Here is a 25,547-nt window from a genome sequence, read left to right on the forward strand (position 1 = left end):
TTTTAACACCACTTTCTTTGTGAATCAATTTAGCGAAATACCCCTCCAAAACACTTTCCAGGAGGCTGATAATTTATCATTCAGCCGTTTCTCATCATTGCCGTATACAAGCTCAAGCAAAATGGAATCCACGACTCCCAAGAATGCATAGGTCGGCGTTATGGCTTCATCTTCGACGATTAATTTGGCATTGATCCAATCATGGAATTTACATTCCAGGATCGCCTGCACCTTTTCCTCGATATCTATCACTTCCTGCCCGATTTCTTTTTCAAGATGCGCTGGCGGAAAAAAGGACATACGCAGCCAAAACTTTATATGCTCATTTTTTTGGAAAAGGTCGATGACCAATTGAAGGAATCCGTATAAATCCTTTTCAGGGTTTTTTGAATCAACTTTACGGAAATATTGGAGCTTCGACGATAGCTCCGTCTCTTTCGCATCACGTAAAACTTGCAGGAAAAGATCGTCCTTGCCTTTAAAATGAGCGTAAATGGATTGCTTTTTCATGCCGACTTCTTCAGCTATTTGAGAAAGCGACGCTCCTTCATAACCATGAATCGTGAAATATTTTAGAGCGGCTTCTTTAATTTCATTACTTTTCAATAATATCACCTCATAATTTAACGAACGTTCGTCAGTTATAATAGCAAATTACATAAATATATGCAAGCGAATATGGTCCATAAAAAGGTATTATGCCCGAAATCATTGATAATTATGGCGCTATATTTGAAAAGACATAGATATGCACTAAAGGCTACTCACAAAATTCCTGCATATAATTCTATATGGATAATAAAGAGTCAGGTGGGATGAAGTTGGATATGTATGACATCAGAAATGCGATTCATTACTATTACACAAAAATACAGGAAACGAATCATCCTTATTATTGGTATTGTTTGGCTGAGACCCAAAGTAGGGCCGGATTAACAAATGAAGCACTGCAAACGATAGATAACGCCTTGTCGTTTCAGAATCCTTATCCTTCCAAGCAGGAACTGCTAGACATGCAATTGAACCTCCAAACCGTTCTTTCAAGACAAATGAACTCCAGCAGAACAGTCATAGTGACCTCAAAACAGGGAGATATTGATGGGGAAGGGACAAAGGACAATGTTTTTCTTACCGCAAACAAAACCCCTGATAGTCCCTTTTGGAGGAATATAACATTGGTTATCCAAAATGGGAGGACTAATCAATATGAACAAGTTCCCATGAAAAATAACGCAGGATATAATCCGACCCTTTTTCTTGGTGATTTTACAGGTAATGAGGGGGATGACATATTAGTGGTCATTGATACAGGGGGAAGCGGGGGTTCCATTTATGCGTATGTTTTTTCCTACCTTAACGGTCAACTCATGACCATTTTTAATTCAGATTCATTCAATGAATCCTTTCAATACGATGTTCATTATGAAAACCAATACAAAGTAAAGGTGAACAGTCATTACCTAAAAGAAAGGTACACTCTTGACCTGACTTATAAGGATCAGGAATATTTATCTGAAATTTATAGCAAGGATGGTATATTGAAGGCGCCGATTGAAGGATGGGTCAATCCTTTATCTGGTTTATATCCGGTTGATTTCAATAGGGATGGCATATATGAGCTCGAAGCGCATCAGAGGATCGCAGGGAGGTACAATGCCGACTCACTGGGATTTGTACAGACCGTATTGAAATGGAACGGGAAAGCATTTGCTCCTGACCGGCAGAATGTGGCTATTTTTGGAAAGGGAATATAGCACATAGGAATAGATGGTCATGAACAAGGTACAGGCAAAATCTTCGCCCAAAAGAAACCGGAAAATATTCCTGGCAATGGTTCACCTGACTGTGTTCATTGACGAAGAAAATTGAACCGGCTTTCAATACGATTTAACTTCGAAGGGTTTAATGCATATTGGAATTTTTAGTAGGCGATCCCTACACGTGCTTTTAAAAAATCGTTACTTTTTATTTGGCTAAATGCAAATTCTGCTGTATCCGGAACGGATATTTCAACCCCATCCTCCGGCAAAAAGTCGCCTTCTATACGATATATACCAACTCTTTTTCCATCCGGCAAATACGTAGGACAGACAATTGTCCATTGAAGTGTTGATTGTTTAAGCAAATCGAAAACTTCATGATGTTCTTTCGCTGCACGGGTAGACTTCTGCTTTGATTCACTTGTCTGATAACGCAAAGAATTTGGGATTGTTCTACTTTGGAGGATACCTGCCGTTCCAATGGTAATAATTCGTTGTATACCTTGGTTTTCCATAGCTTCGATAATTAGTGGGATACTTGCTGATAAAGTCGTTGTCCCATCAGTATTAAGTGCACTAATAACTACATCAATTCCGTGCATGGCGCGTACGATATCATCTTTATTTAAAACATTACCTTGAATGATGGTTAAATTGGCATTGTTTATAGCAATCTTCTCTGGAGTGCGAACTAAAACCGTAACATGATGATTGTCTTGCAGACCATAAATAACTAATTGACCCCCAACTCGTCCAGTTGCACCCAAAATTAAAATATTCATGGAAACGACCTCCTTTTTTTCTAATATAATTATTCCACTAACATTGTATCGTCATTTTCAACTAATGGGGAGTTTTGTGCATTAAATCATTATAATCCAGTGTTTGCTGGCGGTACCCCATGCCCAAGAGCATTTTCCCACAATCTTTTTGTGGGTATATTTTTTCCTCAACATTGAATTCATCCAAAAGCTTATTGTGGATAGCTTAATGAAAGATTACCTATTTACTGCTTCAGATAAATTAAATAAATTTTTTATAAAATTATTCATATTTAGACAAAATTACTAATTTTTGTTTTATAAAGCCTTTCTAATATGAAATCCTGTTATGTCCAAGCTCACTTATTCCTTTTCCATATACTAATAAAAAAAGGAGGTGAGAAAGTGAGTAAAAGTAAGAATAGCTCTTCACGCAAGGATGAAGAGAAAGTGAGTAATAATGAGCATAGCTCTTTACGTAAAGATAAAGCGAAAATAGAATCGGCACACCAAGAGTGTATTGATCGTGCTTATCGTATTCCTATATTTTTAAGTACGACGACTCATTTAAATGACAACCAACAACGGTTTCTAAACCGTCTAATTTTAGAGATTGAGAATGCTTTGCTTTTTCCGCGTACATTACCATTAAGCGAAAGTTATCCTGAATCCATTTTAACTGATATTCGTCGGTTAGTTTCATCAAGCTATGGAATGTTGGCAGTAAACCTTCGTCGTTTTAAAATTCAAACAGTTGATGTCAATGCAGGACCCCTTCCACCTTCCACTCCATTCTGGACAGGATCAGTTTATTCACAAGTAGAACCTTCAATGGCTTTTCAATTTGGTCTACCCTTATTATTAGTAAGGGAAGAAGATACTGACGCAAATAATGGAATTTGGGCAGGAGGAATTGCCCCACTCAACCTATTTATAGTTTGGCATTCTGAAACTCAAACTGTAGATCAATTCTTTAACACTCCTGAATGGAGATCAGCCTTTGCAAATTGGAGTGCACAAGTAAGAAATGCTTTTTATATACAGACAGAGCCTCAGTTCAAGTACAGATGTGAATGAAACCCTGGTACTTTAGCAATAAGTCGAAAATATACAATGTTTAGTTCACCTTTATATATTTTCGACTTATTCACACAAAAACAAATATTTCCTTTTTTGTTATCACGAACAAAAAGATTTACTTCATAAAAACACACAATTGTGTAGCCGCCTCGAAGCATCTACAGGTGTCCTCATGAGCCCTGAGGGGTGGGGAGTTCCTCCACGTTTAGTAGGAAAAGCGAGGGAAAATGATAAAACCACCTTCGGTTCCACGGGTCTAACCATTCAACCGAAAGGCTTATACATAAGGGATTTAGGGTATTTCGACTTACACGCTTACAGAAAATGAATGATGAAGGTGCTTACTAAATCTCACGTTTGAAGTTGAATTCTCGTATATACGTAAGAATGATGAACCAGAGTTTTTTTGGAATGGGACTGTGAAGAAAGGTACTCTCTTTATTATTCAGTTAGAACGGAAGAGCTTATGAATCAATTTCAACATGGATGGTTTTTTTGTCATGCGGTATTTTTAGCGTTACCATTGCAAATTAAAGAGAACATCCTTGTATATTATCTCTTGCGCGCTTACCTTGATGGCGATGTGGCGGTATCCCAAGAAGAAAAACGTTCGTTGATAAGGAAACAAAACGGGCCGCTCAATAGCTTCATGAGGGGCCCATTTAACGTGAAAAAATATAAAAACGTCTTAAAACAAGTCAATAGCGGACCGCAATTTTGACCCCTAATATCCCTGTCCTTCTTTCGATTTTAGAAAAGCATCAACGGATTCGTCCAATAATTTTTCCCGATTAGGATCTTCATTGACATCTGTATCCACTTCCATCACGTCGTTTAATCGACTAACCTGACTTTTTGGCTGAGCTGGATTATTTTTTTCTTTTGGCATATAAACTCCTTCTTGAACAGTTATTTTTTATTTAGTATGAACGATTCATCCAATATTCACTAAGATTATTTCCGTTTCTTTCCCAAATTGAGCCCGGTTGTCTTAATGGAAGGTTGAAACAACATACACGATATTATTTCGGTTATCATTGACTGAATATTATATATATTGTAATATTTATTTTGCGCATTTGTTTTTTGAAACAAGGTTTTATATTAGAAACAACTGGGTTTTCCTTGTGTACAGTCAAATAATCTGACAGGAGGTTTTTGTTATGAAGAAAAGATTAAGGAATACTTCGTTTGGTTTTTTGTTGGTAGTGACCATAATTCTATCATTATCATTATTTCTTCCTTCATTTGGCCAAACAGCGGTCCAGCAAACCGATTTTAAAGTAACCCTATTAGGTACAGGTTCTCCACTTTTAAGTACATCCCGCTCCGGTCCAGCTACTCTTGTAGAAGTTGGTAATGAAAAACTCCTCTTTGATGCTGGACGCGGAACCGCTTTACAATTATATAAAGCGAATATGTTACCAGGAAGTGTTGATAAGTTATTCCTTACGCATTTGCATTCGGATCATACAATCGGCATACCGGACGTATGGCTTACAGGTTCCTTACCAACAGGAGGGAAAAGAGAGCAAGCATTTAAGATTTGGGGACCTAAGGGAACCGAGAAAATGATGGTACATATGAATAAAGCATATAAAGCCGATTTGGATGCGAGGGATGACTCTGGAAATGGGAACGTTGAAGGAGCAAGTATTGTCGCAAAGGATATCAAGGAGGGTATTGTCTATAACAAAAAGGGAATTGAAGTAATAGCCTTCAAGGTTGACCATAAATCAATAGAGCCGGCTTTCGGTTATCGGGTTAATTACAAAGGACATTCAGTAGTTATCTCAGGCGACACCCGCTATAATGAAAATCTTATAAAATTTGCCAAAGGTGCTGATGTGGTGATTCATGAGGTTGCAGCGGCAAAACCTGATATTGAATCAGAATCAATCGCCAATATACTTGATCTTCACACTACACCGGAGGAAGCAGGTAAAGTCTTTAGCCAAATACAACCAAAACTTGCTGTGTACTCACATATAGTATTATTGGGAGGATTAACAGAAGAAAAAGCTGATTTGCTCGAAAGAACAAAAAAAACATATGAAGGAACTGTGTTAGTAGGGGAGGATTTGTTGTCTATTGAAATAGGGGAAAAGGTACAAGTACAACAGCCGGTTAACGAGGCGAACTCGGGAAGCTAAAACAGACCAGCTTCAGCGAGCAAATGAGTTATGCCTATTAATTAATCTTAGAGAGTTTGAAACATGAGCCGCCTTACCAAAGCCAAATAAATGCATATTTTTTCTAAAGGGAATCCAAAAAGAAGGATTCCTTTTTTAGTTAGGTAAAGAAGGAAAAACAGAGCTAGGCCGTCCGTCGGAAGAAATCAGTGAAAAAGACGAGGAATTTTATATAGTTCTTATACATATAGAGGAAAAAACGGCGGACAGAAATCAAGATTTTTTTAAGTCAAATATTAAGGAAAACAGAACGAAAAAAATCCCCGACATGTATATCGTGAATGGCTCCAGGAAGTCTATGATAATGCTTATTTTTTCACTCTCTCTTCACCTTGATTTTATTCATTTTGATCCAGAACGTTTCATTACGTATGAAATTTAGAACCAAGACTGTTGAACTTCTTGAAGTTGTTGTTGAGCTTCTTCAAGCTGTTGCTGTGCTTGTTGGAATAGTTGTGGATTATCATTAACCTGGGCAGATTGTATAGCCTGTTTGGCTTGTTGCGCCGCAATGATAGCTTGCTGATATTGTTGTTTTTGTGTCATTTTAAAAGTCTCCTTCATTATTTTTATACTAAAGGCTAAACCTTTAACCTTTTTATATTTTGTATTTAAATTTTGATATTATTCATGAATAGGTTGATTCATTTCTCCTTATGTAAGTTAGAAGGCATGTACGGAAAAAATTTGATTTTTTGAAGTCAATAAAGGGATATTCCATAAAATACAAGATGAAAGCTGAGCGGTACAAACATACGGTTTTTCCCTACTTCAAATGAACTCCGTTAAAAATCACCATAATACCCAATTGGTTATACAAACTTATCGGAAGCATGGTTTAGACGCTCATCGTTTTCACCTTCATCATTTTAGTAACCTGTCACATAGAAAAAATCTCCCGAAGTCTTTGAGAATACTAAGTCTATCCAACAATTCATCTGATTAACCATGCTTTCTTTCGGGGCGTTTCATGATTTCATCGGATTGGCTTAGCATACGAAGCTTTCGAACATATTCAGATATCCAGTTGATAAATGAGAAATATCCATTTTTGACTATATCAACTATTACTTAATGTATCCTTACATCACCTTTGGATTGAGGTAAAGTCGCGATATCCTTGTTTCATTTAAGATTGGATAGTTGCCGATTAGATTAATAGTGGCGTAAGGGTAGAACCTTGAATCGATATGAAGGTAAATATCACCGAACGATTGAAGAATAGTACCAACCTTTAAAAAAGCTGGTTTCATGATTGAAGATATGAGGTAAGGATTTCAAGATCAGAGGAAATTAAAAGTGAAAGTGAATATAAACGAAGTGTTGAATTAATTTAGAGGTTTCATGACAAATAAGATTTTTACATTTACACCAGCTTTAACTCAGAAAAGGGCGCTTGAATTTAATAAAAGGAAAGCACATATTATGCGTGACTAATATGTGCTCTTCTTTTTAGGAATTTATAATGTTTTAGGTCTTGAAATAAGGTTATTCAAAAGGAAGTATAAATTAAAGATACCCATTTAATACTGTGCCAAAAAGATCGAATTCAGGATCTTTTGACTGGTTTTTTGGTGGGGCTTCGGATCGCCCTATTGAAGAGTTGATACCACCTTCAACTGACTCTACAAGGGTTTCGTCATTCTCTTTATGCAATGGGTTATCAATCATCCCAAAATCAACTCCTTTTTATAATATAAACGAATGGTTAGTTATTAATTCCCTAAATACTTTTATTTTATGCAAGAAAATATGGCGATGACTGGAATTCATTGAAATGAACGGAGAAAAACGTGTAAGCAATCGTGATGATTTTTATGACAGGATGCATAATGATTATTTTATGCCCATAAAAAAAAATGGTACCGATTCATTGATCAGTTGAGGGGTTTAACAGGATTCAGTTTTAATTTTTGGACTTCGGCCTACTTAGTAGCAAAAGGATTGAAAAAGTTCATTCCACATGTGGTTACAGGAAGCTCTAATGATCGGACCTGTTCTGATTGAAAGGTTAAAGTGGAGTGAGAATCCTTTCCTTTTTAACAAAGTAAGCCCACTCGGAAAAGCCGATCTCCTTTAGTCTTTTTTTAACTAGTTCAAATTCATCGCCAATACGTTCCGGTGTATGCGAATCCGATCCAAAGGTTACCTTTACATCATAGAAAAGAGCTCGTTCTAAAATGTCATCTGCTGGATACCACCCACCACAATCTTTCGTTTTACCAGAGGTATTAATCTCAATGGCGATATCTTCTGAACTAATGATTTTTAGCGTTTTTTCAATAATGTCTGTCTCAATGGAAGAAAAGGCTGGATAAAAACCTTTCATTGCATCAATATGGCCTAAGATTTGGAACACTCCGCTTTTAGCCGATTTCTGTATTAATTCATAATATTCATCCTTTACTTTTGACTGTTCTTTAGAGGTTAAGCCATTCCAACGCCCTCTTTTAAAAATGCTAATATCCTGAACATAATGAACAGATCCAATTATGTAGTCAAAAGGGTGTAAAAGATATTGATCGCGGTAGACTTCAATGTGATCAGGGAAGAAATCACTTTCCATTCCTAATAACACGTGAATTTTGTCTGCATATTTCTCTTTTAAGCGAAGTACTTCCTCAATATAAGGAACAAGTTCACTTTTTGCCATTGCAATAGTTGGGTAAAGATGGTCGTCCTCACTATAAAAATATGGAGAATGATCAGAAATCCCAATATAATGCAAGTCGTATTCGATGGCTTGCTTTACATAATCCTCAATTGTGCCGATAGCATGTCCACAGCGTTCATGGTGAGTGTGAAGATCAAATTTTATTGAATTCGTCATTTACTTAGCCCTCCTAAAGTGAACCAGATTGTCTTATTTTATCATATCCAAAATTCATATCCTTTCTCACAAAATGAAAGAAGATTTATACCTTACTACCCTCGAAAACGAATTATCTTACGGATTTAATTTTATACCCATCAATTAAAGATATTTTAGTTCGAGTAATTGTATAAAGGTTGAATTCCCTAGACAAACTAGAATGTTCAAATATGTAAAAAGAAAGGGAAGATACTGAATGACAAAGGTATTGTATATCACGGCCCATCCTCATGATGACAAACAATCTTACAGTATGGCCGTTGGAAAAGCATTTATTGACACATATAAAGAAGTAAATCCTAGCCATGAAATTGTGAATATTGACCTTTATAAAGAAAATATTCCTGAAATTGATGTGGATGTTTTCAGTGGTTGGGGGAAACTTCAAGCTGGGAAGGGTTTTGAAGAACTCTCGTCGGAGGAGAAAGCGAAAGTTAGTCGGCTCTCAGAATTATGTGAGCAATTCATAGCCGCCGATAAATATATATTTGTATCGCCTTTATGGAATTTTTCATTCCCGCCGGTTTTGAAAGCGTATATTGATTCAGTAGCTGTTGCAGGTAAATCATTTAAATACACCGAACAAGGCCCAGTTGGTCTTTTAACTGATAAAAAAGCCTTGCATATTCAAGCTCGCGGTGGTATTTATTCAGAAGGACCGGCAGCTCAAATGGAAATGGGTCACCGATATCTAAATATCATCATGCAATTCTTCGGAGTGCCTTCCTTTGAAGGTTTATTCATTGAAGGACATGCAGCAATGCCTGATAAAGCACAAGAAATTAAAGAAAATGCTATAGCACGTTCAAAAGATTTAGCTTCTACTTTTTAAATCAAAGAGCCAACAATTTTTGTTGGCTCAGTTTGTCGACAAAAGGGGTTCGGAATTAAAAAATTCTGAACCCCTTTTGAAATTCCCTCTGAATTTCTCCTAAAGTTAAAGAGATTGGGCCTCTACGAACCCACTATGTTAGGCCATTTTGGTCCTCGCCATGTCCAATTGGCCTTCTTCTTTAAATTAATGGCGGCGAAAGTAAGCCATATTTGTTTCAACTATGGTTTCCATTATTGAATGAAAGTCAGTTTAATTAAAATAACTGGATCAATACTTGGGCCTCCTACCTCTGAATACATATCTTTCACCAAGTCATAAATGAAAGGGAAGTCAATGGTAGCCTCCATTTTACGAACCAAATGGTTCGGTGGCATCAGTTGATCTAAAGTAATGATTTCAAGTTGATCTCGCTGAATAGAATCATGTTTAGAAAGCATCCTCATCACCTCAGTTTTTAATACTTCTATATTTAAAACAAAAATGACTCTAGGTAAAAGTGTTCTATCTAAAAGGTAAGACAAAGTTGATGGAACGGAAGGTACGAGACTCCTGCGGGAAAAGCGCGTCTAGGGGAGATCCCGCAGGCGAAAGCCGAGGAGGCTCCCCGACCGCCCGCGGAAAGCGAGTGCCTGTAGTGGAAATCAACGTCCGTATTTGTACAAGCCATAAAAATAGACAAACTCGATTTTCATCGAGTTTGTCTACAGTTTTAGCCAACAATTTTTGTTGGCTCTTTTTTTGTCAAAATAAAAAATAATTATGTGGATGTATTCTTCTTCACCAATCATAGGGCATTAAGACTTCGTATTTTATCCGCAAGTTAAAATCTTGACCGCCCTAACGTCATTCGAACATGAAATTATATTAATCATTGTATAAAAAGTCAGAAAAATATAAAATGTACTTAAATCGGATGGCTTCTTCTTATGCCATGAGTAAGGTTTTCAAATTGTTCCACTATCATTTAAATATTTATTTCTTAAAAGAAAAGAGTGGTTTTTATGAAAAACATTAAAAATATCTATTGTGTAGGTCGAAACTATGCCTTGCATGCAAAAGAATTGAATAATGAAATACCAACTTCCCCTTTTTTATTTTCAAAACCGACTCATTCGCTCGTGGAAGCACACGGTCAGTCAATTACGTTGCCGAGTAATCAGGGTTCCGTTCACTTTGAAACTGAACTTGTCATACATATCGCAAAACAGTTCGAATCAGGAATGAAAGTAGATGAAATAGTAGATTCCATGGCCATTGGGTTGGATCTGACACTTAGAGATGTTCAATCACAGTTAAAACAGAAACAGCATCCTTGGCTTTTGGCTAAAGGATTCAAAAATTCGGCAGTTGTTAGTGATTTTATTCCGTTTCCAGGAGTCGAAGCATGTGAACAATTAGATTTTTCCCTTTTAAAAAATGGAGAGCGTGTACAAGTCGGGAATATTAAAGACTTACTTTTTGATTTGCAAACCATTATAGAATTTACAGCAGAGCATTTTGGGCTTGGAAAAGGAGATATAATTTTTACCGGTACTCCAAGTGGCGTCGGTCCTCTTTCAGATCAAGACCAGCTTTCACTTAACTGGGGTGGAAATGAAATAGGGTCCTGTTCAGTTATAATGGGTTAGAGAAAAAAGCAGTCATTTTGACTGCTTTTTTTTTGGATTAACTCAATTTTAGACAAAAAGAAGAAACTCGTCTAAAATGAGAAGAACCATATAACATACATGGAAACGGCGCACGCACTTTTTTAAATAAGTTTAACCATTACATTATGGCTTTGGTAAAATTATTTTTTATGGAGTATTATAGAACAATTTATAGACCTTATGATAATCAATTAAAGTGCCAAATTTTATTATATAGGATGGAACAGGGTGGAATGTGCATGAAAAACAACCAAGAAAAGAAGTATTTAGATAATTGGCTCTCGATTACAAATATTCAAATGAGCATTACGAATGAGCTGGAAAGTGCTTTGCAAAAAAATCATAACCTTTCATTAAAAGAGTTTTACGTTCTTTACTTTTTATCCAAAACAAGCGAAAAACAATTGAGGCTACAACAATTACAAGAGATGGTAGGATTAAGTCAAAGTGCTATATCCAGGCTGGTAGTCAGGCTTGAAGCAAAAAGCTGCGGCGTATTACAAAGGCAAACATGCGAAGATGATCGAAGAGGTATTTACACACGGTTAACTACATTAGGTGAAGAAAAACTACAAATATCCTTAAATACTGTTCATGAAATTCTGCACTCTGCTTTTTCAAAAGGAAACCTTCAAGAGGAATTGCAATCCTTAATCGAGAAATTATAATATGGTTCTAATATCCCTTAATAACGTGAAGACGGTTATTTCTATATATTTTAGATAGGAATATACCTTTAGCCCAGTAAGGTAATAATGAACGGATCTGTTGTGAAAGAGAGAAGTGTTTATCCGAAGTTGAATGTAAGCGCATGCATTTAGGAGGGATGGATTAGGTTTGTTTTACCAGCGAGGATAAATTAGTTTAATGGCTAATAATGTTCCGGGAAATGGATATATCATAATAAAGACGAACTGTTATTTTTAAAGTATTATCTAAACAAAAAAAATGCCAGGGCGGAGGATTGTTAGCTCCTGGCATTTTTTTAGAGAGAAAATTGAACTCTCTCTTTCTTTACTTTGCCGTTTTGTTGCTGGATTTCCCCCTATATTAATATAATTAATAATTAAAGAGAAGGAATCAATCCTTCTCTTTTTAATTTAATAATCCATCAACAGCATCATAAAAGACGACGAACCCCATTATCAAATGAAGATCACTTACTGCGGCAAATTATTTGAAACTATTTTCATTTTTTGACGTAATACTATCAGGGATAATTTAGAAATCTCATAAAAAACAAATGGATTTCCTGTTCTTTCTAATTACGCCCCATTATACATATAAATTCTAATATAGGTTTGACGAAGGGAAGAGGACGTATGTTTAAAAAAATCTTAGCCAGCTTAGGAAAAGGAGCTGCAACTGTAGATTTACAATGTGACAATCATAATTATCAAGCTGGAGAAAGCATTCAAGGGCAGATAGTCATTCAAGGCGGTGAGGTGGAACAAAAAATCAATCAAGTGACTGTCCGGTTGATGATGAATGTGGTATTAAACCAAGGAAGCGTTACTAAGGAAGTTGCACATATACCATTAATTAATCGAGATTGTATTCAGCCCAAAGAACGTAAGGTCATTCCTTTTCATTACGTCCTACCTGCGAATATACCTATTTCAAGGGGAACTGTCTCATACTATCTGGATACACATCTTGATATTGAGGGCGGGGTCGACCGCAAAGATGTAGACCGGCTAGTCATCCAATCCCAGGAATCCATCACATCCATTTTTAATGCAATGGCTCAATTAGGATTTCGCGAGACAGCTGACTCAGGTAAACTCGATCAATATGGACAGGAATTTGCTTTCTTTCCGACTCAACAATTCATGGGACAAGTAAATGAAGTGGAAATGCGGTTTGCCAATGAAGAATCAGGTATCAGGGTCTGGATGGAGGTTGACTGTAAAAGCGGCTACAAGGAAATTGAAGCGAAACGAGAGTTTCATTTAAATCAAGAAGTTCTTGAGCAAGAAGATGATCTTCATAAGCTACTTGGAAAGTATATATCGGAAGCTATTGAACAGCCTTATGCTTTTACACGGCCGTTCTCTTATTCCGCAAACCATCCTCATGGTCGCTCTTCCCAAATGGGAAACGCTATACCTGGAATGGTTGGTGGATTAGCAGTGGGTGTTTTAGGGACTATGTTATTCACTGAGATGATGGAAGGTTTTGATATGGAGGAGATGTTTGAAGAAGCAACAGAGGAATTTGATGGGGGATTTGATTCATTTTTTGATAATGGGGATGGGGAATCCTAAAAATAATTAGGTTATGTTATAAAATAAAAAAAGGCCCACTAATCAGTTCTTGAGTAAGAATTAGTAAACAAGCGTTACTTACTTTGATCAGTAAGTAACGCTTGTTTTATTGTTGTTTTTATAAGCCAGGAAGAGAACATTTAATAGTGCACTTACTTCCTATTGCGCTCCGATTTTCCCCTTATCCTCATATATTTGGAAAAGTTTTATCATCAGACTAAAATCTCCGTTCTCCTTTCCCGGAACAGTTCACTAAAAACGAAGTCATATCTAGCCGATTGTGATAAAGGATTAGGTGAAGATCATGAAGGAAAATGAAGAAGTGATGGAGAGAAAATATGAATGTTCAACTATGATAACCACAAAGTTAATGGAATTGACATTCTTTCATCTTCGGAAAAATAGCCCTTCGTTTTTTTGTTTGGCGTGAAAAAAATGAATAAACCATCATATAAGGTTAATTCTATAGACAAGAATGTTAAAAAGGAGATTACATCGTGAAGCCATATGAAATAAAAAGTATGATTATTGATGACGAGTTTAATGGTGAAGAATCGGTTACAGCTGACTTTACTCACAATGATAAAGATTATAGCGTTACTTTAAAAAAAGAAGATCTTGAAATAATTAATGCATGGGTTTTTGAGGATGGTTCATCTCTTCCTGCAAACTTATCAGGTACTATCATTGAATCATTAAGAGAAGATATTAAAAAGAGAATCTAGTCATTGGCACTAGATCTTTTTTTGTCATTTTCTTAATCGAAGAAAAATGTAGCCTTGTTTATATGGATGATAAAAGATAATGAAAAATTATTGCTTGTGGTCAATACCAATAAGAGTATTAATATGTTTTACTTCAGAAAACTTGTGGACAAGGAATTCAAACTGTTTTGTTTACTAAATTAGTTAGTATAGCTAAAAGGTTTTTAAAAAAATATGGCTTTCTGAATAAGTAAAAAACCATAATCGAAGAAAATAGCCTTTTTCGAAGTTGATTCCAATAAGACCCAATACGGCGCTAACTAAAGGTACTATTGAGGACTTTAATAAAAATACGAGTGAAAGTTAATTCACTCGTATTTTTTTAAAACGATAGCTGCATTATGACCTCCAAAACCGAATGAATTGGATAGACCAGTACTTATTTTCACTTTACGAGCAACACCTGGTACATAATCTAAATCACATAATGAATCAGGCTTTTCTAAGTTGATGGTTGGAGGAATAATTCCTTCCTTTAAACTTTTTGCCAAAGCAATTGCTTCCACGCCTCCAGCTGCTCCTAACATATGACCTAGCATAGATTTATTAGCTGTTATTGGGATTTGATAAGCTTTTGATTCAAATAGCTTTTTAATCGCTAGTGTCTCAGATAGATCTCCCACTTCTGTACTTGTTGCATGTGCGCTAATAACATCAATCTCTTCTGGAGAAATATTTGCGTTTTTCAAAGCCATTTTCATTGCAAGGTAGGCTCCTTTTCCTTCTGGGTGTGTAGCTACCATATGATAGGCATCAGAACTTGCACCATACCCTATGACTTCAGCATAAATCTCTGCATCTCTGCGTAAAGCGTGAGATAAAGATTCCAAGATTAAAATTCCTGCTCCTTCTGACATGACAAATCCATCTCGATTTACATCAAAAGGGCGGCTAGCTTTAGCTGGATTATCGTTTCTCGTTGATAATGCTGTAGCATTACCAAAACTAGCTAGTGATAAATCTGTAATAGCTGCCTCTGCTCCTCCAGCAAAAACGGCATCAGCTTCTCCAAAGCGAATAAGCCTGAATGCTTCACCAATAGCGGTATTTCCGATTGCACAAGCAGAAACAGGTGACATAGTAGGTCCCATTGCGTTCCATTTAATACTAATTTGGGCTGCGGCAGCATTAGAAATCATGGCTGGTACCAGGGTTGGACTGACTCTTCTTGGACCTTTCTCTCGAAGAGTATCCACATTTTCAATCAATGTTTCAATTCCTCCTATCCCCGAACCAACATATACGCCAAGTCTTTCTAGATTGATATCATCAATATCTAATTTAGAATCAGTCCAAGCTTGTTCAGCAGCAGCCAAAGCAAATTGGGAAAAGCGATCTAGACGTCGGGCTTCATTTTTTCCTAAAGTATCATCTGCATTAAAATCACGAATAATTCCAGCAATTTTTGCTTTATGGTTGCTCACATCAAATGTATCAATAGAGGAAATGCCTGACTTACCTTCAGTCAGATTTCTCCAAAATTTTTCTACGTTGTTTCCAATAGGAGAGACTACTCCCATTCCGGTAATAACGACTCTTTCCATTTTTCATCACCCCAAATGAATAGTATACTCGTATTATACTTCAGGGTTATCCTATTACAAGTGAGTGTTTATCCTGGTATAATAACTACCCGGTTAAATGGTTATGATGGAGGGTTTAGAAATGAATGATAAAACCAGACTTGAAGCTTTGTCTACATTTTTGAAAACGAAGCGATCACAAATTAAGCCTGAATCTATAGGTATACCTGCTGGTACACGGAGAAGAACACCTGGCTTACGAAGAGAAGAAGTTGCACATTTGGCGGGAGTTAGTACTACTTGGTATACGTGGCTAGAGCAAGGTCGGGATATAAAGGTCTCTACAAGCGTATTGGATTGCATATCTACAGCTCTGCAATTAAATAATGATGAACGAGAGTATCTATATGATTTAGCTTTAGAAGTGAAATCATCCATTATTCATCGAAAGAAGGATCAGCCAAAACTTAGTCCTTCTTTGGAAAGAATTTTAGCGGAGTTAACGTATTGCCCTACTATCATTACAGATCGACATTGTCATATTGTAGGTTGGAACAATGCTGCCGCTCACGTATTTCTAGATTTTGAACAACTTCCTGATGACCAAAGAAATTTGATCCATCTATTATTTACAAGAAAAGAATTAAAATCATTAGCTGTGAATTGGGAGCATTTTGTTAAAGGATTTCTTTCCATTTTTCGTGCCTATTATGGTCACTACTTAGGTGATGAGTGGTATAACCTATTTATTAAAGAAATGAGCGATTCTCACCCGGAATTTCAATCTTTATGGCAAGAAAGTCAAGTGAGTAAAGCTCCAGAAATGATGATTGAATTTAGACATGCCAAAGCCGGAAAGATGCTGTTTAATTTAACTTCTCTCCAAGTCCAGGGGGACATGGACTTAAGATGCAGTATCTATACACCAGTAGAGGGAACAGCTACGGAAGATAAATTAAAAACGATTTATGAAAAAAATCTCGATTGAAAGTTAATAAACCAGCATATCTACAGTCTTTGAAATAATACTCGCAAAATAATTCAACTAAGGTGCTTTACTTCAATAAGGCAGGTTGCTGAGGCAGCCTTTTTCATATTGCACGAACGGGACAGTTCAGTTTAGGTATATTTCTTCACCAAATTATAGAAAAATCCGGTTATCCTAGTTAGGCAAAGGAAAACCGGTTTTTTCTTTAATTGGTTCTAAAGCAGTAACAATTGCAAAAGATGGTTTCATCGAACCAGCTTTAACACCAAATAATTCGCTCATGAAGTATTGCTACCAATCGATTCGTTTTCCATCTTTGAAGAATCCCCCGTTAGGTCCTTGAGCTCCAGTAGTAGCTAACCAAAGGATAGATTCAGCAGCTTGCTCAGGAGTTCTTGGAGCAGATGGTCCCCCCATATCTGTACTTACCCATCCCGGGTCGACCGCATTTATTTTGATATCAGATTTGATTTCTACAGCTATTAATTGTGTCAATCCATTCAGGGCAAATTTGGACATTTTATAAGCCGCTACTCCTGGATATGACATTTCCCTCATTGCCCCATATTCTGAGGAAACATTGATGATTCTCCCATAGCCTTGTTTTTCCATGAGGGGAATAAAGGAACGGATCATATGGTAAACTCCAAAGAAATTGGTTTCCATTGTATTCTCTAAAATTGATGGATCCATATTCAATAATTGTTTATTCTCATCCAGATACACGCCAGCATTATTAATCAATACGTCTAATCTTCCATACTTCTCATTTATTGCTACCGCAGCTTGACGGATGCTTTCTTGATTATTGACATCTATCGACACAAACGAAACGTCCAGATTTGACTCCCTAAGTTGTTGTATCGCTTTATGACCCATCTCCGGATCCCGACTTGACAAAATAACTTTAAAACCTATCAAAGCTAATTGTTTGACCAATTCATATCCAATTCCTCTATTTCCGCCTGTGACAAGTGCAACTTTCGTATCCTTTGACATATTAATTCCTCCATTTTTCGGATAATAATTTTGATCAGAGGAGATTTCTCCAGATAAAGCCTGTAAACATCCCGAGAAGAAATTGAAAGGCTGTCAAGATTTTCTCGACAGCCTAAATTTCAGAAAATGAATAGCTCTTAGTTTTATCTTCCTTTTATTATTACCAAGGTTGACTTGTTGGTCCAATTGTAAACTCATTAATGTTCGTATCTTCTGGCTGATCAATAGCGAATGCCACAATATTGGCAACTCTATCAGGCGCAATACCATATTGTTCGTACAGCGCAGTCATACCTTCTGAAATATTCTTATCAGTAATCGTATCCAGCAATTCCGTGTTGATCGCTGCTGGATAAATAGTTGCTGTGCGGATGTTAGTACCTTCTTGGGCAGATTCCATACGCAAAACTTCCATTAAATCACGAACAGCCCACTTTGTTGCTCCATAAACAGCACCGCCTGGGTATGCTTTAAGCCCAGCTACTGATGACGTAGTGATGACATGTCCAGACTTTTGCGAAGTAAATGTTGGCAATACTGCTGCAATACCATTCAATACACCTTTAATATTAACGTCAACCATGCTGTTCCACTCGTCAGTTTTTAATTCGGAAAGTGGTGAATTAGGCATTAGTCCAGCGTTCAAGAAGATTACATCAACACCCCCAAAAGTGTCTTTAGCTAGTTGAACAAGCTGCTGACTATCATCTGGGTTAACGACATCAGTGACGCGATAAGCCACTTGACCACCGTTCGATCTAATTTCTTCTGCTAATTTTGCTAAACGCTCTTCACGTCTTGCGCCAAGTACAACTTTTGCACCTTTTTTAGCTAACAGCTTAGCTGTTGCTTCCCCAATACCCGAACTTGCGCCTGTAATTACAACCACTTTGTTTTCAATTGTCATTTCGTTTCATCCTTTCATGTAAAAAAAAACTACAATTGATGTTTTCTCGACATCTGTCTATAATTTAAAATATAAATTTAAACAAAACAAGGCATATAAATCGTTAATTTAATCAGTTTTGTTGTTTAAACAACAAATCAATAAAAATTGTTGACTATCTCAAGGAAAGTATGGTGTTAATATGGCAAAAGTGGATAGAAGAATTGTAAGAACTCAAGAAGCAATTAAGAAAGCATTTCTTGAATTGATGTCTGAAAAAAATTTTGATAGCATGACCATTCAGGATATTTCTGACAGGGCAAATATTAACCGTGCAACTGTTTATCTCCATTACTTGGATAAATTTGATCTGTTGGATAAAATCATAGAAGAACATATCAATAACATGGTTAACCTTTGTGAGTCGGAAGCTGAAATGGAATGGATTGAATCGACTGTACACTGCATGGAATATCTTGAACGTAATTTTTTATTTTTTTCGACGATGTTGGCAAGTGAGGGAGCTCCGTACTTTCGCAGCCGGTTTGTTCAGCATAATATCGAAGAGTTCAAAAAAGACGTGGATATAACAGAAGGAAAAAATTTTGGTCAAAGTGAAGATGTAGTTGTCGAATTTGTGGCAAATGCTTATGTAGGTGTAGTGGAATGGTGGTTAAAAAATGGCATGCCTTATCCACCAGAGGAAATGGCAGAAAAAGTGGGGGATTTATTAGAGAGGATTTTATAGATTTATCGCATAAAAAATCTCTCTTATTTATTAAGGAATGAGGGGGATAATGTGTCCTTCACTCTTCAAAAAATGTTGTATGTTAAGGGTTGCACTTAAACTACCATGAAAATAGGTTTCTTTAAAAATGAAAAATGACAATACTTAAGACGACCCTACTCAATCGTTTAAAAAAAGAGGAGAGCGTTAATTAATTAGACTATGGATTAGTGTTGACTGGATTAAGGTCAGTATCAGTATAGACACTTCCTAACCATTTTCATTCTTTGTGGTGAATCGCCGATTTTTGCGATTCATGGATAGCTAACGGGTGAGTTAGCTAAAGATTGGAGTTGTCTTTAAGGCAGCTTTTTCTTGGGGATTATTGGAAACGGCATTAGCGCCTCTGGTAAAGATGACCTGCTTGGAATCCTTGTCGGGTATTTTTTTGTATGCTTCGGAGATCGTTTAGGTATAAGGTTTGGTATAATTAGTTGAAGTATGATGGAAAAGTTATAGAGATGAGGAGAATATTTGAAAAAAGCATCACTTGTTTTATTTTCTATTTTATTATTGGGGGTATTGGGTTGTGAAGCATTAAACACGGAGAACAAGAAAGCCAATTCTGATGATAAAATAGTCAAAGAAGATGAAGAAAAAATAGTCAAAGAAGATGAAGAAGTCAAATCTCTTTATACGATAGACAGTTATATGAAGTCAGTCGAAGAAAACCTTGAAGCAAAATCGGAAACATTAATCAGTAATATAAAGGAGTTACATAAATACACCATTTACTCTAAAGTGGAATTATTGGATTTTGTAGCATTTGTAGATGATCCTTCCGAGTTTAACTTATCCATTACTATGTTCTCAATGGATAGACAGGCTAATGAAGTCTTTAACGAGGGGAAGGATTCTACTTTCTTTGCAGGTAGTCTGGGTATGATTGAAAATGTAAGATACACCCACCTTTTAGGTAATCAAACAGAAGACTTTTGGGATTTCTACGAAAAAAATGAAGAAGAAATTAACCTTGCAGAAAAACAAGCGTTTGCTAATTGGGTCGCAGATTGCTGGAAAAAAGCAGATGGACAAGCAATCTTATTGCCAGCCTACTTTTCTCTTCACGATGATTATGAATCCTTTGATTTAAAGAAAAATCAGTGGGTTACAGATGATGAGAAATGGTCTTATTGACCCATTAAGGGAGGGGCCTTTATCCACATTGTTCCTCATATGAGTAAAGACCTTCAATTGAAGGTCTTTTTTGTTCGTTCATCGGTTACATAGTAAACCTGCAATGGCTAAAGAAATGAACCCTAAAATTGTACAGAATGTGGTATCTAAAATATAGTCACGTTTTTTATAAAAAAATGAGATATTTTGAATAAAGTTGTGATGTTTGCAAAAAAGTTACGATGCTTTACCCCTTTGTGGATATCTAAAGGGTTTTTCTTATAGGAAAAGGAAAGTACATCTGAATTAAAAGGTGGATTTAAAGAAAATTGGCTATATATTGGTTTAATCTCTAAAATAAGACCATTAATTCATAAGTCTGATAAAAATATATAGGAAATTTTTACCTTATAATCCATATTTTTAATCTGTAAACTAATACTTAGTTGAAAAAAATATTTTTTAGGGAGGGAAGGAGAAAAAATGAGTTTATCCCTCAAGGAACTATAAGAGCTGTTACTGTTTATTTTAGTCTCTTCAATGCTTTTTGCATTTTCGGCACAGTCCAAGGAACAAAAAGCATCATCCCCTGACACGTTTCATATAAACGGTTGAGGAGCTAAACGGGAATCAGCCATTGGTTTACAATCCGAAAATCTATTGGTTCAAAGACTTATTTATGTTCGGTAAATTTAAAAAGGCAATGCACTAGGTGTCTTTCTGATTTGGTAAATTTCAGAATATTCAGCATTATTGTTGTTTGGAGTGAATTCTTATTTGCTTTTATAGGTACTAACTAGTTGCTATTAGAAAATAACAATTGTAAAGGAGTTCATTTAATGACATTAACTTAAGAATTTTGACAATATTTCTTTGGATGGGAACCATGATATCGTAATAGGTTAAATTAATATTTTTATAGAGGTGATTATCACGTTGAAAAATAAAGTAAAAAGTATATTGAGTTTTTTATTGATCTTTGCAATGATTTTCGGCGGAATTGGGCAAGCGGTGGTTGCCAAGGGCAATAACTCTAGTGAGCAAAATGTAAAACAGTGGTTAAGTGAATATGAATTCTATGAGGACACCAGAATTGCAAAAATCTATGATCAGATTGCAATAAATGAATTAAAGCGTTTCGCGACAGTCATAAAAGAAACTAATGCTAAGTTTGATTCTAAACTGATAGCGGAATTTGATGAAATCGGAGACTTTAAACAAAAAGATATTAATGAACTTGATGTACTTCAACAATTGATTGACCAATATGAACAAGCTGTTCAAGAGGAGTATATTCATGAGTCGGTTCTTAAAAGTGATCGGCTCTTGGAAATCAAACATAAGTTAACCATATGTATATGGGGGTATGTAACAAAAAACGATTTTAATGAACCAACTGAAGTATTACTTGCAGATATACTCTTTAATTTTTATTTATCGGATAAAATTGTCAATAAAAATGCTATCGGCATCTTAAAGGATATCTCCGATCAAGCAGATCACAAAGGAAATAAACTAAAAGCTCATTTGAATAACGCTGGGAAAATGTCTGAAAAAGGTAATGAGTTTCTAGAAAAAGATCTAGCTGTCCCTGCATCAAAATCCTATCAAAATGCTTATAAACAAGTGTTATTCGGACTTGAAAAAGCAGGCTATTCATTTAACACAGAATTCTTTGAATCTACCTCTGAAACGGATGGCGATACTATAACAGATGGAAAAGAATTCCTAGAGGGAATGAATCCATTTAAAAAGGATACAGATGGTGATGGATTGCAGGACAATATTGAATATGAGGTTAAATCATTTATTTCCCCGACAAAAATTGATACAGATCGTAATGGCATAAGTGATGCAGATGAAGATATCGATGAAGACGGCCTGAGTAATAAAGACGAGCAAGCTAATCAAACAAATTTGATTAAGGGAGATTCGGACCAAGATGATTTAACTGACGGATTTGAAGTACATCAGTTCGATTCATTACCTAATAAGTATGATACAGATAACGATGGGTTAAGTGATGGAGATGAATATGCTTTAAAGACAAATCCGAATGCTGCAGACGGCGACAATGACGGAAGCGAGGATTCACAAGAACTCTATAAACAATCGATTAGTAAATCATTGATTCAGCCTGATAAATCAGAAATTAAAAACGTAGAAGTTGAGTTTAGTGCAAAGGATAATATTAATAAAACGACTAGAATTAGCAGCACAAACAACATAAATATTAAAACAACTAATTTACACGGTATTATTGGTTCCCCTGTAAGCATCAATACGCAATCAGAATTTGAGAAAGCAAGCATTCAGTTTACTTATGATGAAGCGAAGCTCGGAGACACGTTGGAAGATGATCTAGCCATCATTTGGTACAATGAAGACGAGGAAATGTTTGAAAGCATTAACACTGTGTTAGATACAAGTAAAAATACAATAAGTGTGGAAACTACTCACTTTGGTGAATATCTGGTTGTTGATAAGGCAAAATGGTTGGAGCTATGGAAACGGGAAATAGACTACTCAAGGACGCATGATGAAAATAAAGATCTGCTTAACAATCTTGCAATGAAGACAGTAGGTGATGTAGGAAGAGGTGCCGAAAATGGTATATCAGGTGATGTAGAAATTGATAAAACAGATTCGGACGGGGATGGCTTATACGACAGCTATGAAATTGAAGGAATGAAAACACCGTACGGTATAATTAACTCAGATCCTAATAAGAAGGATAGTGACGGAGATGGATTAACCGATGGGCAAGAAATGGGGCAATTAAAATCATTAACGGTAGAAATTTTTGGAGTTGAAATTCATTTTGAAGGTTTCTTTCCAACCAGTTTCCCTGACCGAAAAGATAGTGACGGAGATGGAAAGTTTGATAATGAGGATTTGAGACCGTTGTACTCTGATTTTACCGATACAGAAATTTATCAATCAGATAGACCAGAAGGCTATGATGAAAATGGAAATGTAGCGAATGATATGAAAACAAATGATTATACAGAAGATGAAATAAAAGACATTAGCTGGATGTTCAGGTTCCAATTACTTGAATCTTATTTCCCAAGTATTCTCTTTTATGAGTTCGAGGATATGACAACAAGCTTGTTTTCCATGGGAGATATGGAAGATGTTATTTTAGATATGATTAATCATTTTAAAGAGGGAACTGGTAAAGAGTACAAAAACCAAACTTTAACTAAAGAAGCGAGTGAGCATGAAACAACAAAAGCCTATGTTGAATTTGTCAAAAATGCCTTAGTTGATGAGCTAAAGAAAAATGGAGGTAATTTGGCAGCACTTAAGTTGGATAAAAGTACAAAGAATACAAATGAATTTTATAATTTGATACAGAGAAATGCTAGTTATCCGACGTTTAGCACTTGGAGTGATCGAGTAGGTGGTCTTACAATTACAGTAAATGATACTTGGGGGAATACGGTATCCGTAAAAGATTTTTCTGTAGAGAATAATCATTTTAAAGGAGTCATGCGTGTTCGTTTATATGATCATTTTGGGTTGGATCGGCCAGATGTTGAGAAGGAGTATGTCAACTTAGCAGGATTCCGTTCCTGGTTTGTCTTACAGCATTATGATGAATATAATGGCAAATATAAGCCCTTTGTTACTGTAATGGAAATGGATGTACCATTTGAGGGGAAATTGAGTGATTAAAGTTAATTTAAAAATTATAGTTTTAATGATTTGTATATTCTTAATTCCATTAAACTTAATTGGATGTAAAAAGAATGAGGAATCAAGTGGGGAAACAAAGATTTTCGAAATTGAAAATACAGAAGAGATCTTTGGTAAAAAGGATGAAGAAGATGTGACTGTTAAAAAGCATTATATGATTCTAAATCCACCAAAAGATTTAATTGAATTGAAAGAAATAGTAGAAAAATACAGTAAGGAACATTCGGTTGAAGAAGAAATGAAAGTAATAGAAGGAAAAAACAGGATTTTTGATATATCCTTTTATAGGGAAAGTGAAGATTTGCCAAGAGACTGGCAGCTTGATGAAAGTTACATGAATACAGATCGGCTAGAACATCATAAGAATGATCTAATTGCATATATCATTTGGTCAGATGCTGAAACACAAAAAGAATACAATGTTTATGATAAAAATAAGGAAGGAAAGGTTATCAAGAGTAAGCATTTTATTGAGGATCAGCTTGTTGAGTGATACTCTATCCATACCCTGGAAAGTAATAAAATGGAAATTGCCTTTCTAAATGAACTAATGGTTGGCTTTATCTGAAGATCGGAGCTGTCTTTAAGGCAGCTCTTATCTTATGCAACTAAAGGAAGAAGGATTTAATACAGTTTCATACTTAGATAATGTATTTTAAAAAAAGAGGCGGAATGGAAGGGCTTATTTATGCACTCAGAATTACAATATTAAGGGGTCCGGATAGCTTAGCCGGAATAGTACGCATTATTCCTCAAAACAGTATGGTTATTTATAGATTTACAAAAATACATTATGAATTAAAAACAAAGGTGCCTCTACTGAGTGCACCTTTGTTTTTAATTTCTCTGGTATTGGGGTAACGTTTGTCTTAATTAATCAACTTGCTCTCCAAACTTCCTCCCGAATTCTTCCATCAAATCAATAATAGGAATGAATTCCTCTCCTTTTGTGGTCAATGAATATTCAACTCGAGGAGGAACCTCTGGATATATCTTGCGATTAATTAAGCCATCTGTTTCTAGTTCTCGAAGTTGCTTTTTATGAGAACATTGGGGAATATCGCCTAAAAAAGCTTTAATTTCACTATAACGACGCTCTTTAGACTTTATAAACCAAAGAATAAGATATTTCCAACGGCCGGTTGGTATAGCTATTTCAGTTATTATACCAACGATCGGAGTTCTTTTAGTTTCAGCTCTTTTGGTCTTGCCAGCTGCATTTGCGATAAGAAAAGAATCACAAATAAATATTTGATTATTTTGAAAATTCGTGATAGTATTTACAAATAAAAGAATCAATCGGCAATGGCGCCTGTTTCAATAGCTAATAACGAGCTATTGGGCAGGCGTCTTTTGCATTTTTCAG

General features: G+C 35.9%; 24 protein-coding genes and 3 pseudogenes. 16 read left to right on the forward strand and 11 right to left on the reverse strand.

Annotation, left to right across the window (positions count from 1 at the left end):
- Positions 1 to 24 precede the first annotated feature (24 nt).
- Positions 25 to 606 carry a TetR/AcrR family transcriptional regulator gene (locus ACFX4H_RS03310; protein ID WP_377433918.1) on the reverse strand — a complete coding sequence of 194 codons (582 nt, stop codon included), beginning with the start codon at positions 604 to 606 and terminating at the stop codon, positions 25 to 27.
- Between the two features lie 407 nt (positions 607 to 1,013).
- On the opposite strand from ACFX4H_RS03310, the gene ACFX4H_RS03315 reads away from it, so the two are divergent.
- Entirely contained in the window at positions 1,014 to 1,754 is a 741-nt protein-coding gene (locus ACFX4H_RS03315; RefSeq protein WP_377434713.1) for a VCBS repeat-containing protein, read from the forward strand.
- 167 nt (positions 1,755 to 1,921) lie between these two features.
- On the opposite strand, the gene ACFX4H_RS03320 is transcribed toward ACFX4H_RS03315, so the two are convergent.
- Positions 1,922 to 2,542, reverse strand: a complete 621-nt coding sequence (locus tag ACFX4H_RS03320) for an NAD(P)-dependent oxidoreductase (RefSeq protein WP_377433920.1) — start codon at positions 2,540 to 2,542, stop codon at positions 1,922 to 1,924.
- A 429-nt stretch (positions 2,543 to 2,971) separates the two neighbouring features.
- Between ACFX4H_RS03320 and ACFX4H_RS03325 the strand changes: the two genes are divergently transcribed.
- The 3 genes and pseudogenes from ACFX4H_RS03325 to ACFX4H_RS03335 all read left to right on the forward strand — a co-directional run bounded on the left by ACFX4H_RS03325 (position 2,972) and on the right by ACFX4H_RS03335 (position 4,322).
- Entirely contained in the window at positions 2,972 to 3,598 is a 627-nt protein-coding gene (locus ACFX4H_RS03325) for a hypothetical protein (protein ID WP_034311227.1), read from the forward strand.
- Positions 3,599 to 3,780: 182 nt separating this feature from the next.
- Positions 3,781 to 4,088, forward strand: a pseudogene (locus ACFX4H_RS03330) (transposase); the annotation flags it as partial.
- Complete coding sequence (locus ACFX4H_RS03335; RefSeq protein WP_377433922.1) at positions 4,068 to 4,322, forward strand: hypothetical protein; 255 nt, start codon at positions 4,068 to 4,070, stop codon at positions 4,320 to 4,322. The pseudogene ACFX4H_RS03330 and the gene ACFX4H_RS03335, both read left to right, overlap by 21 nt.
- A gap of 3 nt (positions 4,323 to 4,325) precedes the next feature.
- On the opposite strand, the gene ACFX4H_RS03340 is transcribed toward ACFX4H_RS03335, so the two are convergent.
- Positions 4,326 to 4,490: a hypothetical protein gene (locus tag ACFX4H_RS03340; RefSeq protein ID WP_153246145.1), complete on the reverse strand. Its 165-nt coding sequence runs from the start codon at positions 4,488 to 4,490 to the stop codon at positions 4,326 to 4,328.
- Positions 4,491 to 4,764: 274 nt separating this feature from the next.
- Between ACFX4H_RS03340 and ACFX4H_RS03345 the strand changes: the two genes are divergently transcribed.
- Positions 4,765 to 5,754: an MBL fold metallo-hydrolase gene (locus ACFX4H_RS03345; protein WP_377433924.1), complete on the forward strand. Its 990-nt coding sequence runs from the start codon at positions 4,765 to 4,767 to the stop codon at positions 5,752 to 5,754.
- Between the two features lie 417 nt (positions 5,755 to 6,171).
- Here the strand turns inward: ACFX4H_RS03345 and ACFX4H_RS03350 are convergent, their stop codons facing one another.
- From ACFX4H_RS03350 to ACFX4H_RS03360, 3 genes are all read right to left on the reverse strand, one after another.
- On the reverse strand, positions 6,172 to 6,339 hold the full coding sequence (locus ACFX4H_RS03350) for a hypothetical protein (protein ID WP_153246146.1): 168 nt from the start codon (positions 6,337 to 6,339) through the stop codon (positions 6,172 to 6,174).
- Between the two features lie 963 nt (positions 6,340 to 7,302).
- The gene (locus tag ACFX4H_RS03355) at positions 7,303 to 7,464 is read right to left on the reverse strand and encodes a hypothetical protein (protein ID WP_174878711.1); all 162 of its coding nucleotides are present in this window, start codon (positions 7,462 to 7,464) and stop codon (positions 7,303 to 7,305) included.
- A 340-nt stretch (positions 7,465 to 7,804) separates the two neighbouring features.
- Positions 7,805 to 8,623: a histidinol-phosphatase gene (locus ACFX4H_RS03360; RefSeq protein ID WP_249598809.1), complete on the reverse strand. Its 819-nt coding sequence runs from the start codon at positions 8,621 to 8,623 to the stop codon at positions 7,805 to 7,807.
- A 238-nt stretch (positions 8,624 to 8,861) separates the two neighbouring features.
- Here ACFX4H_RS03360 and ACFX4H_RS03365 point away from each other — a divergent pair, with 238 nt between their 5' ends.
- Complete coding sequence (locus tag ACFX4H_RS03365; protein WP_249598808.1) at positions 8,862 to 9,497, forward strand: FMN-dependent NADH-azoreductase; 636 nt, start codon at positions 8,862 to 8,864, stop codon at positions 9,495 to 9,497.
- 236 nt (positions 9,498 to 9,733) lie between these two features.
- On the opposite strand, the pseudogene ACFX4H_RS03370 reads toward ACFX4H_RS03365, so the two are convergent.
- Positions 9,734 to 9,937, reverse strand: a pseudogene (locus ACFX4H_RS03370) (transposase); the annotation flags it as partial.
- Positions 9,938 to 10,501: 564 nt separating this feature from the next.
- On the opposite strand from ACFX4H_RS03370, the gene ACFX4H_RS03375 reads away from it, so the two are divergent.
- From ACFX4H_RS03375 to ACFX4H_RS03390, 4 genes are all read left to right on the forward strand, one after another.
- A complete protein-coding gene (locus ACFX4H_RS03375; protein WP_377433927.1) occupies positions 10,502 to 11,128 on the forward strand; it encodes a fumarylacetoacetate hydrolase family protein in 627 nt (208 codons plus the stop codon).
- Between the two features lie 260 nt (positions 11,129 to 11,388).
- Positions 11,389 to 11,817 carry a MarR family winged helix-turn-helix transcriptional regulator gene (locus ACFX4H_RS03380; protein ID WP_283865957.1) on the forward strand — a complete coding sequence of 143 codons (429 nt, stop codon included), beginning with the start codon at positions 11,389 to 11,391 and terminating at the stop codon, positions 11,815 to 11,817.
- 654 nt (positions 11,818 to 12,471) lie between these two features.
- The gene (locus ACFX4H_RS03385; RefSeq protein WP_249598805.1) at positions 12,472 to 13,416 is read left to right on the forward strand and encodes a sporulation protein; all 945 of its coding nucleotides are present in this window, start codon (positions 12,472 to 12,474) and stop codon (positions 13,414 to 13,416) included.
- Positions 13,417 to 13,913: 497 nt separating this feature from the next.
- Positions 13,914 to 14,141 (forward strand): hypothetical protein, encoded by a 228-nt coding sequence (locus ACFX4H_RS03390; RefSeq protein WP_241634262.1) that lies wholly within the window; start codon positions 13,914 to 13,916, stop codon positions 14,139 to 14,141.
- A 347-nt stretch (positions 14,142 to 14,488) separates the two neighbouring features.
- Here ACFX4H_RS03390 and fabF read toward each other — a convergent pair whose 3' ends face one another.
- The gene (gene fabF, locus ACFX4H_RS03395; RefSeq protein WP_328137930.1) at positions 14,489 to 15,724 is read right to left on the reverse strand and encodes a beta-ketoacyl-ACP synthase II; all 1,236 of its coding nucleotides are present in this window, start codon (positions 15,722 to 15,724) and stop codon (positions 14,489 to 14,491) included.
- A gap of 121 nt (positions 15,725 to 15,845) precedes the next feature.
- On the opposite strand from fabF, the gene ACFX4H_RS03400 reads away from it, so the two are divergent.
- Positions 15,846 to 16,691: a helix-turn-helix transcriptional regulator gene (locus ACFX4H_RS03400; RefSeq protein WP_063575847.1), complete on the forward strand. Its 846-nt coding sequence runs from the start codon at positions 15,846 to 15,848 to the stop codon at positions 16,689 to 16,691.
- A 291-nt stretch (positions 16,692 to 16,982) separates the two neighbouring features.
- Here the strand turns inward: ACFX4H_RS03400 and ACFX4H_RS03405 are convergent, their stop codons facing one another.
- Positions 16,983 to 17,690 (reverse strand): SDR family oxidoreductase, encoded by a 708-nt coding sequence (locus ACFX4H_RS03405; RefSeq protein ID WP_249598803.1) that lies wholly within the window; start codon positions 17,688 to 17,690, stop codon positions 16,983 to 16,985.
- A gap of 160 nt (positions 17,691 to 17,850) precedes the next feature.
- Positions 17,851 to 18,597 (reverse strand): SDR family oxidoreductase, encoded by a 747-nt coding sequence (locus ACFX4H_RS03410; RefSeq protein ID WP_249598802.1) that lies wholly within the window; start codon positions 18,595 to 18,597, stop codon positions 17,851 to 17,853.
- 181 nt (positions 18,598 to 18,778) lie between these two features.
- On the opposite strand from ACFX4H_RS03410, the gene ACFX4H_RS03415 reads away from it, so the two are divergent.
- The 4 genes from ACFX4H_RS03415 (at position 18,779) to ACFX4H_RS03430 (ending at position 24,674) form a co-directional block, all read left to right on the forward strand.
- Positions 18,779 to 19,324 carry a TetR-like C-terminal domain-containing protein gene (locus tag ACFX4H_RS03415; protein WP_241634255.1) on the forward strand — a complete coding sequence of 182 codons (546 nt, stop codon included), beginning with the start codon at positions 18,779 to 18,781 and terminating at the stop codon, positions 19,322 to 19,324.
- 513 nt (positions 19,325 to 19,837) lie between these two features.
- On the forward strand, positions 19,838 to 20,500 hold the full coding sequence (locus ACFX4H_RS03420; protein ID WP_231688498.1) for a hypothetical protein: 663 nt from the start codon (positions 19,838 to 19,840) through the stop codon (positions 20,498 to 20,500).
- Between the two features lie 915 nt (positions 20,501 to 21,415).
- On the forward strand, positions 21,416 to 24,160 hold the full coding sequence (locus ACFX4H_RS03425; protein WP_249598801.1) for a DUF3289 family protein: 2,745 nt from the start codon (positions 21,416 to 21,418) through the stop codon (positions 24,158 to 24,160).
- A complete protein-coding gene (locus ACFX4H_RS03430) occupies positions 24,153 to 24,674 on the forward strand; it encodes a hypothetical protein (protein WP_053535452.1) in 522 nt (173 codons plus the stop codon). Before ACFX4H_RS03425 ends, ACFX4H_RS03430 begins: the two co-directional genes overlap by 8 nt.
- A 380-nt stretch (positions 24,675 to 25,054) precedes the next feature.
- Here the strand turns inward: ACFX4H_RS03430 and ACFX4H_RS03435 are convergent, their stop codons facing one another.
- Complete coding sequence (locus tag ACFX4H_RS03435) at positions 25,055 to 25,357, reverse strand: winged helix-turn-helix transcriptional regulator (protein WP_377434716.1); 303 nt, start codon at positions 25,355 to 25,357, stop codon at positions 25,055 to 25,057.
- Here ACFX4H_RS03435 and ACFX4H_RS03440 point away from each other — a divergent pair.
- A pseudogene (locus tag ACFX4H_RS03440) lies at positions 25,326 to 25,433 on the forward strand (metal ABC transporter permease); the annotation flags it as partial. The gene ACFX4H_RS03435 and the pseudogene ACFX4H_RS03440 sit on opposite strands and share 32 nt — an antisense overlap.
- Between the last annotated feature and the right edge of the window lie 114 nt (positions 25,434 to 25,547).

The organism is Peribacillus sp. YIM B13477 (assembly GCF_042787955.1).
In the GTDB taxonomy this organism is placed as follows: Bacteria; Bacillota; Bacilli; order Bacillales; family DSM-1321; genus Peribacillus; species Peribacillus frigoritolerans.

What these genes read in the sequence shown, in the direction of transcription:
- ACFX4H_RS03410 (WP_249598802.1), bottom strand. Translation starts at nt 18,597, where the DNA reads ATGACAATTGAAAACAAAGTGGTTGTAATTACAGGCGCAAGTTCGGGT.
- ACFX4H_RS03375 (WP_377433927.1), top strand. Translation starts at nt 10,502, where the DNA reads ATGAAAAACATTAAAAATATCTATTGTGTAGGTCGAAACTATGCCTTG.
- ACFX4H_RS03405 (WP_249598803.1), bottom strand. Translation starts at nt 17,690, where the DNA reads ATGTCAAAGGATACGAAAGTTGCACTTGTCACAGGCGGAAATAGAGGA.
- ACFX4H_RS03385 (WP_249598805.1), top strand. Translation starts at nt 12,472, where the DNA reads ATGTTTAAAAAAATCTTAGCCAGCTTAGGAAAAGGAGCTGCAACTGTA.
- ACFX4H_RS03400 (WP_063575847.1), top strand. Translation starts at nt 15,846, where the DNA reads ATGAATGATAAAACCAGACTTGAAGCTTTGTCTACATTTTTGAAAACG.
- ACFX4H_RS03355 (WP_174878711.1), bottom strand. Translation starts at nt 7,464, where the DNA reads ATGATTGATAACCCATTGCATAAAGAGAATGACGAAACCCTTGTAGAG.
- ACFX4H_RS03360 (WP_249598809.1), bottom strand. Translation starts at nt 8,623, where the DNA reads ATGACGAATTCAATAAAATTTGATCTTCACACTCACCATGAACGCTGT.
- ACFX4H_RS03340 (WP_153246145.1), bottom strand. Translation starts at nt 4,490, where the DNA reads ATGCCAAAAGAAAAAAATAATCCAGCTCAGCCAAAAAGTCAGGTTAGT.
- ACFX4H_RS03315 (WP_377434713.1), top strand. Translation starts at nt 1,014, where the DNA reads ATGCAATTGAACCTCCAAACCGTTCTTTCAAGACAAATGAACTCCAGC.
- ACFX4H_RS03415 (WP_241634255.1), top strand. Translation starts at nt 18,779, where the DNA reads ATGGCAAAAGTGGATAGAAGAATTGTAAGAACTCAAGAAGCAATTAAG.
- ACFX4H_RS03345 (WP_377433924.1), top strand. Translation starts at nt 4,765, where the DNA reads ATGAAGAAAAGATTAAGGAATACTTCGTTTGGTTTTTTGTTGGTAGTG.
- ACFX4H_RS03350 (WP_153246146.1), bottom strand. Translation starts at nt 6,339, where the DNA reads ATGACACAAAAACAACAATATCAGCAAGCTATCATTGCGGCGCAACAA.
- fabF (WP_328137930.1), bottom strand. Translation starts at nt 15,724, where the DNA reads ATGGAAAGAGTCGTTATTACCGGAATGGGAGTAGTCTCTCCTATTGGA.
- ACFX4H_RS03380 (WP_283865957.1), top strand. Translation starts at nt 11,389, where the DNA reads ATGAAAAACAACCAAGAAAAGAAGTATTTAGATAATTGGCTCTCGATT.
- ACFX4H_RS03320 (WP_377433920.1), bottom strand. Translation starts at nt 2,542, where the DNA reads ATGAATATTTTAATTTTGGGTGCAACTGGACGAGTTGGGGGTCAATTA.
- ACFX4H_RS03335 (WP_377433922.1), top strand. Translation starts at nt 4,068, where the DNA reads ATGAATCAATTTCAACATGGATGGTTTTTTTGTCATGCGGTATTTTTA.
- ACFX4H_RS03365 (WP_249598808.1), top strand. Translation starts at nt 8,862, where the DNA reads ATGACAAAGGTATTGTATATCACGGCCCATCCTCATGATGACAAACAA.